Raw genomic sequence first — 13,898 nt, 5'->3', positions numbered from 1 at the left:
ATCACTCGGTGAGGATTTGGTGTAATTTTTCTATGAGTAGCTCGGGTCCGCATACTTCATCCTTACTTTGTCGCAAAAATGTGCAAATATCCGGATAGGTATCAATGGCTTTGTCAGTATCTGTATCAACTCCTCGCTGGTATTCCCCAATGCGTATTAATAGTTCAACCTCCTGGTAAAGCGCCAGGCACCGTCGCAAAATCGCCGCCAGTTGACGATGCTCATGGCTGGTAACGACTGGAAAAACGCGGCTGAGCGTTGCCAACACGTCAATGGCAGGATAATGCCCCCTCTCTGCAAGCCGTCGGGATAGCACAATATGTCCGTCAAGCAGTGAACGGACTTCATCCGCCAACGGCTCATTCATATCATCGCCTTCCACCAGTACCGTATAAAATGCGGTAATACTGCCTTTTTCTCCCATTCCTGTACGTTCTAAAAGTCGTGGCAATGCACTAAATACGCCTGGCGGATATTCTCCAGAAACTGCGGTCTCTCCGGCGGCCAGAGCGATTTCCCGCGCGGCCCTGGCATAACGCGTCAGTGAGTCGGCAAGCAAGACGACTCGCTTTCCATTATCGCGAAAAAATTCTGCTATCGTGGTGGCCACAAACAGCGCCCTCACGCGCTCTAAGGCGGGTCTGTCAGAGGTTGCGACAACAATGACACAACGTTTTCGGGTCTCTTCAGACAGTGTAAAATCGATGAACTCGCGGACTTCTCGTCCACGTTCACCAATTAACACCAGAACATTGCAGTCTGCGTCTGGCGCATTACACAGCATCGCCAAAAGCGTGCTTTTCCCCACGCCAGGAGCAGAAAAAATACCCACTCGTTGCCCTTCACCACAGGTCGCAACGCTATCAATAGCGCGAATCCCCGTCATTAATGGTTGAGTGATAGGCTGTCGAACCATTGCGGGAGGAGGCATTGCATCATAGTCTTTCCAGCAGACTTCGGGCAGTTCGCGGCCATCAAGGGGACGACCAAAGCCATCAATGACTCGCCCTAATAACGCTTCGCCCACGGGAACCTGATGGCGTCGCCTTAAGGCCATCACTTGCTGCCCGCAGTGAAGTCCGATAGTACTCGTAAAAGGAGATAGCAAAGCTTTGTTGCCATTAATCCCCACGACTTCAGCAAGTTCTTCTCCAGGCTTTATACAGCACAACTCACCCATAAATACCCCAGGCAACCACGCATTTAACAACGTTGCGCTGACATCCTGAATTCGGCCCCATCGACAATAACCATCGGGGGGCGGATATTTCAGCCTCAGACGTTGCATCAATTCATTCTTCATTGTCCGCCAACTCCTCTTCGCTAAGGTCAATACTTTCTACCACTTGTATAAGGCTCTCCTCTCCTAATTCCTGCCATGACAAAATCGGTACGTCGAACAAGGTGGCTTCTGTAATTTTTCGCAAGAAACGTCGGGTGTCGACAGAAGTGACAATGAATAATTTGGCTGACTGCTTCAGCGCCTGCTCGATAAGTTGCAGGATCTGCGTCTTATGACGAGACGACAGCGCAGTATAGGTCCCCATTGCCGTCTGGCGAATGGATTCACGCACGAGGTTCTCAATACCTTCGCCGATCCGCAAAATCGGCAGCGGTTTTCCTTCCGGATTAAGACGACGCAGAATATGACGGCGAAGCGCGATACGGACATATTCTGTCAACATCAGGACATCTTTTTCACGTGGCGCCCAGTCAATTAAGGTGCCGAAAATAAGACGTAAATCTCTAATAGAAACCCGCTCTGATACAAGCCGTTGCAAAGTTTCAGCGATTTTATTAATGGGTAACTGGCGCTGAAGCTCTTTCACCAGCTCAGAGTAGTTTTTTTCCATCGCATTCATTAGATAACGCGTTTCCTGAACACCAATAAACTCTCCCATATGCCGAAGCAGGACACATTTTAATAAGGCAGAGATACGTTGGCTGCCCGCGAAAACGTCCAGTCCAAAACCTTGCGCCTTATGGGCCATCTCTTTTGTAAGCCAACAGATCTGCCCCATCCCGTTCGGTAACGTCTGGCTGTCACCCACGACACTAGCGTCCGCGCCTATCAATAAATAATCCGCCTGGGCGGGAATAGATAAACTAAATACGGGTTCCTGATATAGCAGTACCGTCAATTTTTCGGTGGGTTCAGGCAAAACTTCAATGTTCACCTCAGGGAGAGGGACGCCAGTATCCTCAAATAAAAACCATCTCATGGCGTCAATATCACGAATCAGGTCGGCAGAATGTAACGTCGGGGTAAGACGTAAGATTAGAGGACATGCGCCGGGAACCATACTATCTTTTTCCGGTGCTTCGACGCCATTTGCGGAAACCACAGACTTTTTGCGGCGAATGAGGATAATTGGCAATGCTAACAACGCTGAAAAGAAAGCGAGAGTGATAAAAGGAAAGCCAGGAATTAAAGCGAGGAGCATTAAAACCACAGCGGTTAATATGAGCGACTGAGGTTGTCTGGCAATTTGAGAACTCAACTCTGTCGCCAGGTTCTGGCGTTTCTCACCCGGCACACGGGTGACAATAATTCCCGCGCTAAGGGAAATCAGCAGCGATGGAATTTGCCCACATAAACCATCTCCGATTGACAGTACGCTATAAGTGTGAACAGCCTCACTCATCGACATATCATATTGCACGATAGCGATAATGATACCGCCGATAATGTTCACCAGAACAACAATAATACCGGCAATCGTATCGCCTTTAACGAATTTCATCGCACCGTCCATCGCACCGAGAAAGCGGCTTTCCTGCTGGACGTGCTGTCTTAATGTACGGGCATGGTCTGCATCGATAACTCCGGCACGCAAATCGCCATCGATACTCATTTGTTTGCCTGGCATCCCATCAAGCGAGAAACGTGCGCTAACTTCCGCCACCCTCTCGATACCTTTTGTAATGACAATAAACTGCACGATAGTAATGATGGTAAATACGACCAACCCAACGGTGAGATTTCCTCCTACGACAAACTTACCGAAAGCATCCACAATATTACCGGCATTATGTTGTAACAGTACCAGCCGTGATGTGCTGATTGTGAGTGACAAACGATATAATGTAGTAATAAGTAATAAAGACGGAAATACCGATAAATCGAGAGGGTCACTAAGATAAATAGCAATTAAGAGCAGGATCACTGAAAACATAAGGTTGATAGTAATCAGGATATCAACCATCCAGGTCGGTAAAGGTAACAGCATCATCACAATAGCGATTAATAACACTGTCGCCAGAACCATATCCTGCCGACCCGCGCATACACTGAGCCACTGTTGCGCCCTGATTCCCTCACCTAACCATGAACGCATTGCGACTCCAGAAATTTTATTTGTCGATGATGTAATCGTAACCAGAGCTCGGCGGAGCTGGAAAGAGGAGGAGAACAGCTCATTGCAAGCCCATCGCGCAACAAAAATAATCGTTGAGGAATACCCTGGAACGCTGCAGGTTTCCAGTGAGTTAAGGCTTTAAAAAGCAGATCTTCGTCTAAGAAGGTTTGCTTGAGTATCTGACATAAGTGAATACGACCGTTATGATAGTTTAGATAGGTTTCATATTGTCCTTGCCGCCAGAACATATTGGTTGCTAAAGGCCGTTCAGCTAATCCTGCTAATTGAATAAAAAGCTGAATATTACGTTCAGTAATAAGATCCCAATCCATCCTGCCGCCTCATGATGAGCCAGAACGCCAATTTACCTAAATATTGAAAGCCAGGTATCAGAATAAAACCTGATTTACCTTTACTTCACGAAGCGTTTCGAGAATTTGTTCACGTTGATCTTCGTCGTTAAAACAGTTATCAGGTATCAACATAAACTGCGCATCAAGTTGTTGGAGTAACCGATTGAACATCTTCGATGAAGAAACTATAGCGGTAAGTCTATCAAGCAACCAATCACTGAAAAGCCAACGCTCACAAATGATATCGAGTAGTAGCGGCAGTAATGTATTAGGCGGCAACTGGCAAATCCACTCCTCACGCTGGCACTCTTTTTCAAGGCCAAGGAATAACAACAAACGACGCAAACGTACTAATGCTGCGGCCAAACGACTTTGCTCCGAGGGTTCGATGCATATGCTAAGTTCAAAGGCTATTGCTCTTAGCAAAATACGGACCCGTTCACAGCGATCCGGCCAGTCTGCCACGCGTCTGAACCACTGCGATAAGGGCATTTCATCGTTGTCTATCGCCTGTTGCATAAAACGCTTCAGCGAGGACAGCGTAGCGGTATCCACTTCGCCAAGTTCCAGTAAACTAAAAACGGCAAGTTCCCATCCCTCCTCCGCTGTAAGCGTATCCAGTTGCGATTGCAAGTCGCGTTTTTTCTTTTTTGACAACCCGCCGGCAGTAAGCGCCATTGCAAGAGCGATAATTTGATACGCATTCTGTAAATCAGGATCACTATTCTCTTCAGTAAGCGGACGCAACGTTGCCCCATTATCCTCCTGTATTTGTTTTATCAAACGCAGCAAAGCCTGCTGTCTGCGCTCCAGTTTCTCAGCATCCGTGAATTTATAACTTTCGCGCAGTTTACCACTCAGCGCCATTCCTATTTCTTCCATCGTCTCATAGAGCGCTGCCCCCGTCGTTTCCTGTAACTCCTGGAGAGCTAACATTGAAGGCGAAATAACCTCTTGTTCCTCTATAACCTGACCAGGGGTAAATGCTGTAGGGGGCGTCATTTTTATCTCATTAATTTTAATATTCATCGCTACCTCTTTTATCTTCACCATTACGTAACCATTTCAGTAACGCGTTGAAATGACGAGAAAGTGAAAATTCAACGGCATATCGTGTTGAGGAAAGTTCAGCCTGATCGGGAGAGAAACCAGGCTCGATAATCAACGTAAACCGCTTGCCAAAAGTTTCACGCATCAATGCCTCTTTTTCAGGATGAATACGCAAATAAAGCGCTCCCTCTTCCGCCATAGCCGTGGCCTGGCGTGCCAGACGATGGCACATAACACTGTCTACCGACTGTTGGTCGAACCAGGCCAACAGAACCTGTTCTATACTATTTTTAATATGATGCGCTGCTTGATCGACCAATGAACGAAATTGATTTTCATCGTCTTGTAAATGTTTTACATGCTGTTCCAGCCATTCCACTTCCATTTTTTCCAGCGTATTTTTACGCAACCACGCTAGTTCTTGTTGCTGCTCAACTTTCTGTTCACGCTGATAACGATAGGCGTCTCGGATGATTTTTTCAGCCTTACGGTAAGCGGAGCTCACAATAGCATGTGAAACTCTCTTAGCTTGTTGTTCTTGTGCAAATAAAGTTAATTGTAATGTTATCCACGGTGACTCAATAATATTTCGAGCGGGTAGCTTATGGTTAATTTCCGTCAGAGGAAGTGAAGTAAAACTCATAGCAAATGCTCCATGAAGATAATCTCAGTAAGAGAAGTCTTCGGCCAAAGTATACGCTGCGGAGGGGGTAATAATACTAATAGCGCATGTAAAACCGCATCGTCATGCGCTTCCCGATTAAGAATGGCGGTACCGATCTGCAATGCAGTTTGTTGCATCACTTGCGGAGGAAGTAATTTGCCATCTTTTTGCCCCAACCAACCATATAGCTGCCAGATCTCATCCTCGCTAAACCACTGTAGAAGCAATTGCCGATACTCTGGTAGCATAAAATAGTCACTACACCTGAGTTTGAATAATCCCAGCCCAAAGGCAAATGCCGATATACGCGGCGCAAGTCGAACCTGCCGTTTTTGCCTGTCATTTAAACAGGCAGGAATAACAGAGCTTCCCCTTAGTCTATTTAACGCTCTGTCAAGAAGACGATCCAATTCTGGCCGATCGCCATAACGCCAGCAGTTTGAAAGATGAAAGCCCAGCTTATCCAGCCATTCCGGTACAGCGTAACGAGCAGGTTGCCAGAAATAACGATAAAGTTGCAACACCTCGGGATCAGGTCGGCTCAAAAACGGCGTCTCAGGCAAAAATAGCCGATCAGGATGCCCACTCCTAATAACAGTCCTGTCAACGATAACATCAACTGATAAGGGTATTTCATCAACCACTGCTCCACCTTCCCTTTATTGGCGTTGATCACGTCCATAATCCAGAATGTTTGTCTCGCGGGTACATCAGGTACCATTCTGAATTCAGCAGGCTGCATCAAGATACTAATCTTACTGTATTGCAACCCAGGGATTGACATCTCTATTAAATCTTTAATCTTTACCCGAAAGGCCTCCATATTGACCTGAGGTGAATATTTTATAAATACGGCAACTGAGCTCGGAGAAGCGTTACTTCCCTCATCATAAGTCGGTAGCGCAATGGTCACTTTTGCATTAATCACGCCCTCCATCTGACTCAGCATTCCTTCAATTCTTTGTTCTTTTAAAAAATTAATCTTCTGTTGTTCTTCCTGGGGTGATACCACTAACTGATTAGCCGGAAACATCTTATCCGCCGTTGTAAACTGCCGATGCGGATAACCGTTAAGTCTAAGTAGCTCAACCGCATTAATAAACTGCGACTGCTCGACACGTAAGGTTACACCATCCTCTTCCTGTTTTTTTTCCGCATCAATATGATGCTGCATAAGTAATGCCAGCATTTGATTCGCCTCATCTTCTGGCAATGAGCGATAAAGATCCACATCACATGCCGTAAGAAAGAACGTAAGGACAGTAAGAAATACTATACGATGAACCTTCATGTCATGCTATCCAGCTTATTAAGCGCTTGCGATGCTGCGCCTGATATTCTGGCAAGATAATCGACGCCTACCGTTAACTGCATATAATCCATTTGTCTGGTCAACATAACCTGCGGTAATAAAGTACTGGCGTTACTGGTGGATGCATCATCTTTCAGCAATTGTTCAAAAAAATTAATTTGTTCCTGGCTCGGTTCTGCAGAGGACTTTACATAAGATTGAGTGCTTACAGGCACTACGCTCATATCAGAAATATTCAATTTTCAAACCCCTCATTTGGTGCAGGAAATAACAGACGCAGCGCCGTAGCTTCTGGCAAATCAATATCCGATAAAATTTTCGCGGCTTTTAGCGGCTCATTTAAACCCGCCAACAATAATGCCAGACATACCAACTGTAATTTTTTATCCGGAACAATAACCGTTAGCGCTGGTAACATCGCATGTACCTGGGAAATCAGGCTATGGTTAACGCCCGCAAACATGATTTCCAGCAGCAACCGTCGAACATCGTCGCTAATAACTTCAGATTTTAGCAATGATTCCACTAAGCATATCCTTGATCATTTTGATCAGTGAACTTTCGTAATTAATAAATGTAGAATACTGCTGTAAGGCAAATTGCGCTTTAATCATCGATTCTGGGTTGAGCAAATCATTACCATTCATTTTGTCATTAATGGCCTGACCTGCCTGGTGCGCCATGTGGGAGAGCATATCCACTAATTGTGCAATATCCATAATGCTTTTCCTTAAAATAAAAACATCATAAGGATACTGGCAACATAGCAAAATTTAGAAAGCAATGAACATCCGGTATATACCTGAAAACGATTACTCCGGCGCACGTTGTTCTGGCGTCACCTGAGCCAGCAAACGATATAATGGGCTGCTGACCTGCATACCGGTCATTGCCATCCCATCCATACCGAAGCGAGTAAAACCCATTAGTCCGTAGGTAATATCATTAAGACGCTCTAATAAATGAAGCTGTAGTCCCAAACTACCACTCCAGTATGAATGCGTCATTACCGTCGCGGTTAAGGCTAATCTACCGCCCAGGGAGACGGCTTTAGCAATCGCCATACTTTTGCGTTGATTGGCGAAACAATTAGCAATATAAAAAACGGCATTGCCTATACTGTCGTGAGCCATAGGTAAATGATGTTTATGATGGTAGATAAGACAGGCGACATCCGCGATGGCAATAGCAAGGCCAATTCCCGCCAGGGCTAAGAGCGGTGCGCCTCCACCACTTAGCACTGTTAATGCTATTCCAGCGGAACAGCATAAAATCTGTCCGCCCAAAATGACCGTTTGCCAACTAAAAATTTCTTTTGGAAAACACTCTATCACTCGTTTCGCAAGTCCGGCCAATAACCGCTCTTTTCCTTGTTGAGGACCTATTCTACCACTCTCCATATTGGTTTCCGGATGTGGCAATGAGGGACATGGAGGTGATTCCTCAGGCGCGTTAACAGGACGTTGCCCTGCTACCTGAGCATTTGGGCTAACAGGTTTCATGGTTCTCCCCGAGATGTATGACCAGAACTGTCCATTAATGCAGGTGCAGTAGCAGATTGACAGAGCGATGCCATTTGTTCCGCCAATAACGCACTGGGATCGGCATGAAGTTCATCAACAGAATTTTCCTGATCGTCGCCAGAGGGGCGGGCAAGGCAATAATCCAGTACCGCACCTATCGCCGTCAGGCTAACGGAGGTAATTACACTCCCCATGTCCAAAGAGGCTGCTATATTTTCAGCCGTGGGCAGTGGAAACTGTAGGGGTAAAACCAACATAGAAATAGCGATTCCTGAACGTATTAATAAAGAAAGACAATTAGCAAGAGTGTTAGCGCAGTTAAGACTTGCCCCACATTTTAAGGCCAGCGCACTGACCACAAGAGCAACGCTATCACTGGCGGTTTGTAACGGCTCCTTTTGCTGACATATCAATTGATAATTATGATACGCACAGCAAGCATCCCCAATAGCAATCACGAGCGCCGCCCCCGCAAGAATAGCAATGGGTAATCCTGCCCCGCCAGAAATTACCGCTGCAGCAACCGATAACCCAAACACGACTGTCGCACCCAGCGCACGAATAGTGTATTGCATAAAATGTATAGCATAATCCCTCTGCTGCCTTATTTGTTCAGGCGTAAGCAGCGCAGGGGCTGCAGGGGTGCCAGGGGCTGGAATTTCAGGGGGAGGAAACGATACCTCCTTCGCTTGTATATCGGAAGGAGGACTATTACCATCTACTATATTACTTGCCGCTGACGGAATATGAATTTTCATATTTCGTTCTGTTATTTAAGCAATAAGAGTATCAACCATTATTTGCGCATTCTGGCGAATCTCACTCCATGAGGCATCCGCATAACTCATCTTGATTGCGGTTTGAAAAGCCTCTCTCGCCAACCCGGGTTCCCCCATCATTTTGAGACAAACGCCCGTTTGGTAAACCGGTTCTGGATGGCTGGCATCCAGCATTAAGGCATGTCCATAGAAATTAATGGCCGTCGTGTATTCTTTAAGCATCATCCAGGTGCCAGCCAATGCAATATGGGCACGCCAACTCCATGGCTGGGCCATCACCAGCCAGCTAAAATCGATTACGGCGCGCGAATAATCCCCCTCCTGCCATGAGGCGTAACCACTGGCATAAACGGTTTCCGGATCAACGGATAAGAGCTGTTTCAGAATGTCTTCGGGTATTTTATTTTTCTGATCTTCTTTCATCATCATACCTATTGATTGTTATTTTCACGTGATAATGATTTACGTCAGGAAGGTCATTTAAAAACGTCGCTGGATAAGATGCTCGGCGGATAAAATTGTCCAGTTATCGCCATCAAGCTGTGTAAAGGTCGCTCCCATTACTGTCAGGATGCGCAATAATTTCCTGCGTAGCATGGCTTTTTTTTCATCCAGAACGTCGGTGATTATCAACATCTTTAAACATGTTAACTGCGGGTGATGCACAAATATCCCGCGTAAAAGTCTCAGTAAGTGAAACAATTGCTGTGGTCGAGGTTGCCCGGGCGTCAGGCGCCTGAACTCACAAATAATCATTTCTTTTGCCTCAATACGATAGATCACCAGGTAAGGCGATAATATAAACTGCTGCCCAAGTAATATGGCGGTCTCCCCTAAATATGCAGGCTCAGTAAACACCTGATGCCGACGCAACCATTGCTCTATTTCTTGCACCATATTTACCTCGTTAATGCCCGGAGTATTTCAGCAAGAACCGCGACCAGTGACGACCCCACGCCCATGATTTGCTGCATAATTTCAGCTGCTTTCTCCATAATTTCCGTCAGGGATTTATTATAGGATTGGGACCCATTTTGTTGCAGGTCGGCAATCGCTTTATCTTGATCACTTTGACGTTGTGCTACACCGGCCCCCAGGCCCATGACGCCTCCAGCAGTATGGCCTACGGCTTGACCCGCTATAAGACCGGTCTCCCCGCCTACGGCCCCTAATCCTATCGTCAGCACGCCCGACAATATTGCGCCACCCGCAGTAATCATTGATGCTCTAAACGCTTCATCAATTGTTTTCATTTGCGTCTGTAAAACATTGACCTGTAGCCCCCAGGCCAGCTGTTGTTTTACTACGTTATAGTCGCGCATGATATTGCGCAGCTTTTTGGCAAGCTCCATTAGCTTCATCCAGATATCATCAAATAACAGAAGCATTGATTCAGTACCCATTCCCTCCCCGGAGGGAGCTTGACTGGAAGAAGGCGTTAACCAGGAAGGCGCTGGTAATACCAGTGCTACGTTACTCGCTTCCATATTTTTATCCTCAGATTAAGCGCGACAGCCAGCTATTCTCGCCTGAACGCTACTATAGTGATCAATGGTATCTAATACATCTCTAAGCGCGGCACCGCTACTCTTATAAAGCTCCTCTAAGCGTTTTTGTTCTATCTTTTTTTGGTCTTCCGTTTGTTGCATTATGAAATCCAGAAACCGTTGCTGAGTTATTAATTGCTCTATTTTCTTTTCGAGCTTCGCTTTTTCTGTGTTAACCATGCCAGTATTCATCTGATTGGCGCCCTCGGTTGCACATCTGATAGCCTGTAAGCCTTTAAATGAACAATCACTCAGTAAGGCATACAGGATTTTTTTGAACATATTCCAGAGAACTTTATTACGAAAATTTTTTAACAGAAACTTTCCCCCTTCCTGCGCACATTTTTCCAGGGCTTCTTTTGCCGCTTCTTTTGCCATGGCTTTCACCCCCTCTTTCGTAAAACTTTTTCCCGCGCTTCGCGTCATATTATTTTCTACCTTACGAGAAAACTCAGCAGACTCCTCTTCCATCTCGCCCGGCGAAACCATTTCACGTTCAATCGCCTCAAATTGTTTGGAAAAATTTTCGCTCACCTCTTCGCCAAACTTTTCAGCCAACTCCTCTATTTCTCCTTCCCCTGCACCTACCATACGCTCAACCATTTCTTCGCCTAAGCCGGAGTCAAGAACTTTTGCAGCTGCGCTAGATAAGCCTCTCGTCGCCATAAAAGCACGACCAATCTGGAAAACATCCAGTGCCATCGCGACGACTTCACAACCAACTTGAATTTTACTTGCCACGTCAATAATCGCCTGACAGGTATCGTGGTCAGCACCGCACATCATTGCCGTTTCGGCTCCGGCTTTAACCATTCCTGCACAACCTGCGGCCATATAAGCTACGCCGCTAGCCATTTCTGCGGGATTACCGGACAGAAAACCCTCCACAACTTTTAAGGCGCCAATCACGGTTTCAAATATGCCGGTAATCCAGTCAAAAATAGCGCCAAAAATGCCCGCTTTACGCGCTTTATCCTCCTGCTCTATCGCTTTCTGGATCTGCTCCTGATACTCCTTTACCTGCTTATTACGTAATGCATTTTGCACCTCAGTTGCCCGCTCAAGCTGTTGGCATAACGATTGAGCGTTATTACCAAAGACGTTGAGTATTAATGTCGTCATCATCATTGATAAAACAGTGGGATTGATATGCAAAAAGTCAGGCAATGATGGACGCTTATGATTTCCGGGTACGGCATCAAGCAGTTGCTTCAACGCATTGCTTGCCTCCTGAAGACTAATTTTCCCTGATAGCAGAGACGTGGCGTTGCCATCGCCAAAAGTAGAATTCACACGATGCTGGCGCTTTCCCAGCGAACCCGAGGAAACGCAACTGACATTGCTTAAGTGATGATGTGTTAAGGCGGTTACTCCTGCGGCGCTATCGCTATTACTGTGAATTCGATTCATTTTTAGCTCCTGTCAGAAAGTTGCTGTAACATCTTTTCTGCACGCAATCGGAGGATTTGATGTTCACTGACCTCGCCGCAAATACGCACCACGGCCTTTAACGCTTTTATTGCATAACAAACGTTATCACACGCGAGGTAGCATTCCGCTGCGGCCCATGGCGCCTGCGGCGCATCAATCTTAATTTGTGCCGCGCGTCCATAAGCGTATATCGCTTCCCCCCAATGTTTTTGAGCCTGGCAGCATTCCCCTAACCGAAACCAGTAGTCAAATGACCAGGCATCATATATCGTCAGCAATTGAAAAAGTCGCGCTGCGCCGGCGAACTCTTTTACCTCCATAAGCTGCATGGCATAGCGATACAGAGTATTAAGCGGCTGTGTAACATCGTCATCCAACAACATACGCAGCGAGCCGCCACGCCGGAAAAATCGCATCGTGTCATGAGCCTGTTGTAGGGTCGGGTCTTTTTTCATGAGTACGTTTTCTGCGCTATCATACTGGAAATTTCCCCCCACTTGCTGATAAGCCCCGTCAGTTGGGTAAGGACAGCGTTAAGCTCCTGAGACATTTTTTGAATTATTATCTGCCCCTGACTCATAAGATCGGTATTCCGGTTGGCGTCATTATCCAAAGCCGCTTTGATCGCCTGTAGGCCACCTTTATCCAGCTTCCCATGATCGCCATATTTAGCCATATATTCATCAATGGTCAGACCATCGATGAGAATACCGTGTTCACGCATGTATATAATTACGTCCTCAGGCACCTCCTCTTTGGTTTTAGCATCTCCCTTGGCTGCTTTAGCAATCACCTCATCCATCTCATTTGACTTTTCCTGGGTATTTCTGGCACGTTCAGCGTTCTGCTGGACTTCAATAAATTTATCGTTTGCGATAGCCTGAATAACCATAAGGAGAATAAGCAAAACACCATACCCTTCGGCAAACGGATTTTGCTGGGATAAGTCATCCTGCCCCCCGGTATCAGTGTTACTGACGCCGAAGCTATTTTTAAACACAATAGGGTTTTGATTTCCCCATAAGATGTTTCCTGAAGACATTATGCTTTACCTTTTTGTTTTTCCTGACGGTATCTCCACCGGGGCTTGAGCATTAAGTTGTTTCAGTCGTACTTCAAGTTGTTTAAACAAACTTACTATTTTCTTTAAATCCTTCTCGGCCTCCTGGTTAACCCCGGCAACGCCTTGTGGAAATAGGTTATGAAGAATACTCTCTGTCTCTCTGCTCTTTTTGGGGCTCTCTGCCCTTTCAGCAAGCTGTTGACTCACCTTAGCCCGGATTTGGTGAAATTTTTTAAGACAGTGATTTAGCTGCATGTAACTTTGCTCTAAATCACGATATTCACTAAACGCAGCCTTTTTCTTTATCATCATTCCCCTCCATATACACGATAGATAATTAACGTGCTAACTAAGAGCCTATCCCATTAGGGCTATTTTACTTGCCATTTTGGTCCTGGGCAGTGCTCGCCAAAACGCGTTAGCGTTTTGAACGCCGCTTGCGGCGGCCCGAAGGGCGAGCGTAGCGAGTCAAACCTCACGTACTACGTGTACGCTCCGGTTTTTGCGCGCTGTCCGTGTCCAGGCTGGCTGCGCCAATAACGCCTGGTGGGATAAGCTCTAAGATATTTTTACTTTACTCTTGCTCACTCACTACAAGTGCGCTGTTATGGTAACGATAATAAATAATGTTGATGATATTTTCGGCCTGCTCGATCGCTTCAAGCAATAAGGTGTTTTGCTGATATTGCTGCGGATCCTGTAACCTACCGTTGTTCTCTTCTAACTGTTTCCGGGCAGCCCTTAATTGTAAAATTATGCCTTTGGCCTCTTCACGCGAATGAAGCAGCAAATCTTCTAACCGGGTCAGAGTTGTCAT

At 46.1% G+C, this 13,898-nt stretch carries 20 protein-coding genes; all 20 read right to left on the bottom strand.

Going from position 1 to position 13,898, the window contains the following annotated elements:
* Window position 1: 1 nt before the first annotated feature.
* Window positions 2–1,303, bottom strand: a complete 1,302-nt coding sequence (ssaN, locus tag ABVN36_RS07665; protein ID WP_023138181.1) for a SctN family type III secretion system ATPase SsaN — start codon at window positions 1,301–1,303, stop codon at window positions 2–4.
* Window positions 1,293–3,338 (bottom strand): SPI-2 type III secretion system apparatus protein SsaV, encoded by a 2,046-nt coding sequence (gene ssaV, locus ABVN36_RS07660; protein ID WP_023138180.1) that lies wholly within the window; start codon window positions 3,336–3,338, stop codon window positions 1,293–1,295. Before ssaV ends, ssaN begins: the two co-directional genes overlap by 11 nt.
* Complete coding sequence (gene ssaM / locus ABVN36_RS07655) at window positions 3,323–3,691, bottom strand: SPI-2 type III secretion system apparatus protein SsaM (protein WP_000383700.1); 369 nt, start codon at window positions 3,689–3,691, stop codon at window positions 3,323–3,325. The genes ssaV and ssaM overlap by 16 nt, the downstream gene beginning before the upstream one ends.
* Window positions 3,692–3,748: 57 nt before the next feature.
* Window positions 3,749–4,765 (bottom strand): SPI-2 type III secretion system apparatus protein SsaL, encoded by a 1,017-nt coding sequence (ssaL, locus tag ABVN36_RS07650; protein WP_000238886.1) that lies wholly within the window; start codon window positions 4,763–4,765, stop codon window positions 3,749–3,751.
* A complete protein-coding gene (ssaK, locus tag ABVN36_RS07645; protein WP_023138179.1) occupies window positions 4,731–5,405 on the bottom strand; it encodes an SPI-2 type III secretion system apparatus protein SsaK in 675 nt (224 codons plus the stop codon). The genes ssaL and ssaK overlap by 35 nt, the downstream gene beginning before the upstream one ends.
* On the bottom strand, window positions 5,402–5,950 hold the full coding sequence (locus ABVN36_RS07640) for a type III secretion system domain-containing protein (RefSeq protein ID WP_023199466.1): 549 nt from the start codon (window positions 5,948–5,950) through the stop codon (window positions 5,402–5,404). The genes ssaK and ABVN36_RS07640 overlap by 4 nt, the downstream gene beginning before the upstream one ends.
* Window positions 5,951–5,967: 17 nt before the next feature.
* On the bottom strand, window positions 5,968–6,717 hold the full coding sequence (ssaJ, locus tag ABVN36_RS07635; protein ID WP_023138178.1) for an SPI-2 type III secretion system apparatus lipoprotein SsaJ: 750 nt from the start codon (window positions 6,715–6,717) through the stop codon (window positions 5,968–5,970).
* On the bottom strand, window positions 6,714–6,962 hold the full coding sequence (gene ssaI, locus ABVN36_RS07630; protein WP_033903583.1) for a SctI family type III secretion system inner rod subunit SsaI: 249 nt from the start codon (window positions 6,960–6,962) through the stop codon (window positions 6,714–6,716). Before ssaI ends, ssaJ begins: the two co-directional genes overlap by 4 nt.
* An 11-nt stretch (window positions 6,963–6,973) precedes the next feature.
* On the bottom strand, window positions 6,974–7,264 hold the full coding sequence (locus tag ABVN36_RS07625; protein WP_023138176.1) for an EscG/YscG/SsaH family type III secretion system needle protein co-chaperone: 291 nt from the start codon (window positions 7,262–7,264) through the stop codon (window positions 6,974–6,976).
* Complete coding sequence (ssaG, locus tag ABVN36_RS07620; RefSeq protein WP_000350226.1) at window positions 7,242–7,457, bottom strand: type III secretion system needle filament protein SsaG; 216 nt, start codon at window positions 7,455–7,457, stop codon at window positions 7,242–7,244. The genes ABVN36_RS07625 and ssaG overlap by 23 nt, the downstream gene beginning before the upstream one ends.
* Before the next feature lie 93 nt (window positions 7,458–7,550).
* Window positions 7,551–8,240: a pathogenicity island 2 effector protein SseG gene (gene sseG / locus ABVN36_RS07615; protein WP_000805832.1), complete on the bottom strand. Its 690-nt coding sequence runs from the start codon at window positions 8,238–8,240 to the stop codon at window positions 7,551–7,553.
* Window positions 8,237–9,019 (bottom strand): type III secretion systems effector SseF, encoded by a 783-nt coding sequence (gene sseF, locus ABVN36_RS07610; protein WP_023138175.1) that lies wholly within the window; start codon window positions 9,017–9,019, stop codon window positions 8,237–8,239. The genes sseG and sseF overlap by 4 nt, the downstream gene beginning before the upstream one ends.
* 15 nt (window positions 9,020–9,034) lie before the next feature.
* Entirely contained in the window at window positions 9,035–9,469 is a 435-nt protein-coding gene (gene sscB, locus ABVN36_RS07605; RefSeq protein WP_000979963.1) for a SycD/LcrH family type III secretion system chaperone SscB, read from the bottom strand.
* Window positions 9,470–9,520: 51 nt separating this feature from the next.
* The gene (gene sseE, locus ABVN36_RS07600) at window positions 9,521–9,937 is read right to left on the bottom strand and encodes an LcrR family type III secretion system chaperone SseE (protein ID WP_000249608.1); all 417 of its coding nucleotides are present in this window, start codon (window positions 9,935–9,937) and stop codon (window positions 9,521–9,523) included.
* Window positions 9,938–9,939: 2 nt separating this feature from the next.
* A complete protein-coding gene (sseD, locus tag ABVN36_RS07595) occupies window positions 9,940–10,527 on the bottom strand; it encodes an SPI-2 type III secretion system translocon protein SseD (protein WP_033903582.1) in 588 nt (195 codons plus the stop codon).
* A gap of 15 nt (window positions 10,528–10,542) precedes the next feature.
* The gene (locus tag ABVN36_RS07590) at window positions 10,543–11,997 is read right to left on the bottom strand and encodes a type III secretion system translocon protein (protein WP_023138173.1); all 1,455 of its coding nucleotides are present in this window, start codon (window positions 11,995–11,997) and stop codon (window positions 10,543–10,545) included.
* Window positions 11,998–11,999: 2 nt separating this feature from the next.
* Window positions 12,000–12,473 (bottom strand): SycD/LcrH family type III secretion system chaperone SscA, encoded by a 474-nt coding sequence (gene sscA, locus ABVN36_RS07585; protein WP_000711023.1) that lies wholly within the window; start codon window positions 12,471–12,473, stop codon window positions 12,000–12,002.
* Window positions 12,470–13,060 carry an SPI-2 type III secretion system translocon protein SseB gene (gene sseB, locus ABVN36_RS07580; protein WP_000094418.1) on the bottom strand — a complete coding sequence of 197 codons (591 nt, stop codon included), beginning with the start codon at window positions 13,058–13,060 and terminating at the stop codon, window positions 12,470–12,472. Before sseB ends, sscA begins: the two co-directional genes overlap by 4 nt.
* Before the next feature lie 6 nt (window positions 13,061–13,066).
* Window positions 13,067–13,393: an SPI-2 type III secretion system chaperone SseA gene (gene sseA, locus ABVN36_RS07575; RefSeq protein WP_000972855.1), complete on the bottom strand. Its 327-nt coding sequence runs from the start codon at window positions 13,391–13,393 to the stop codon at window positions 13,067–13,069.
* Window positions 13,394–13,655: 262 nt separating this feature from the next.
* Window positions 13,656–13,898, bottom strand: a complete 243-nt coding sequence (gene ssaE, locus ABVN36_RS07570) for a YscE family type III secretion system co-chaperone SsaE (protein WP_000210204.1) — start codon at window positions 13,896–13,898, stop codon at window positions 13,656–13,658.

This window comes from Salmonella sp. SJTUF15581 (assembly GCF_043356775.1).
Lineage (GTDB): Bacteria > Pseudomonadota > Gammaproteobacteria > Enterobacterales > Enterobacteriaceae > Salmonella > Salmonella enterica.
This window is presented reverse-complemented; position numbering and strand designations above follow the sequence as displayed.

Excerpts from the sequence above, each read along its gene's own strand:
- sscA (WP_000711023.1), bottom strand. The coding sequence starts at position 12,473 with ATGAAAAAAGACCCGACCCTACAACAGGCTCATGACACGATGCGATTT.
- sseE (WP_000249608.1), bottom strand. The coding sequence starts at position 9,937 with ATGGTGCAAGAAATAGAGCAATGGTTGCGTCGGCATCAGGTGTTTACT.
- ssaE (WP_000210204.1), bottom strand. The coding sequence starts at position 13,898 with ATGACAACTCTGACCCGGTTAGAAGATTTGCTGCTTCATTCGCGTGAA.
- ssaJ (WP_023138178.1), bottom strand. The coding sequence starts at position 6,717 with ATGAAGGTTCATCGTATAGTATTTCTTACTGTCCTTACGTTCTTTCTT.
- sseD (WP_033903582.1), bottom strand. The coding sequence starts at position 10,527 with ATGGAAGCGAGTAACGTAGCACTGGTATTACCAGCGCCTTCCTGGTTA.
- ssaI (WP_033903583.1), bottom strand. The coding sequence starts at position 6,962 with ATGAGCGTAGTGCCTGTAAGCACTCAATCTTATGTAAAGTCCTCTGCA.
- ssaV (WP_023138180.1), bottom strand. The coding sequence starts at position 3,338 with ATGCGTTCATGGTTAGGTGAGGGAATCAGGGCGCAACAGTGGCTCAGT.
- sseA (WP_000972855.1), bottom strand. The coding sequence starts at position 13,393 with ATGATGATAAAGAAAAAGGCTGCGTTTAGTGAATATCGTGATTTAGAG.
- sscB (WP_000979963.1), bottom strand. The coding sequence starts at position 9,469 with ATGATGATGAAAGAAGATCAGAAAAATAAAATACCCGAAGACATTCTG.
- ssaL (WP_000238886.1), bottom strand. The coding sequence starts at position 4,765 with ATGGTGAAGATAAAAGAGGTAGCGATGAATATTAAAATTAATGAGATA.
- ssaN (WP_023138181.1), bottom strand. The coding sequence starts at position 1,303 with ATGAAGAATGAATTGATGCAACGTCTGAGGCTGAAATATCCGCCCCCC.
- sseB (WP_000094418.1), bottom strand. The coding sequence starts at position 13,060 with ATGTCTTCAGGAAACATCTTATGGGGAAATCAAAACCCTATTGTGTTT.
- ssaG (WP_000350226.1), bottom strand. The coding sequence starts at position 7,457 with ATGGATATTGCACAATTAGTGGATATGCTCTCCCACATGGCGCACCAG.
- sseF (WP_023138175.1), bottom strand. The coding sequence starts at position 9,019 with ATGAAAATTCATATTCCGTCAGCGGCAAGTAATATAGTAGATGGTAAT.
- ssaM (WP_000383700.1), bottom strand. The coding sequence starts at position 3,691 with ATGGATTGGGATCTTATTACTGAACGTAATATTCAGCTTTTTATTCAA.
- sseG (WP_000805832.1), bottom strand. The coding sequence starts at position 8,240 with ATGAAACCTGTTAGCCCAAATGCTCAGGTAGCAGGGCAACGTCCTGTT.
- ABVN36_RS07590 (WP_023138173.1), bottom strand. The coding sequence starts at position 11,997 with ATGAATCGAATTCACAGTAATAGCGATAGCGCCGCAGGAGTAACCGCC.
- ssaK (WP_023138179.1), bottom strand. The coding sequence starts at position 5,405 with ATGAGTTTTACTTCACTTCCTCTGACGGAAATTAACCATAAGCTACCC.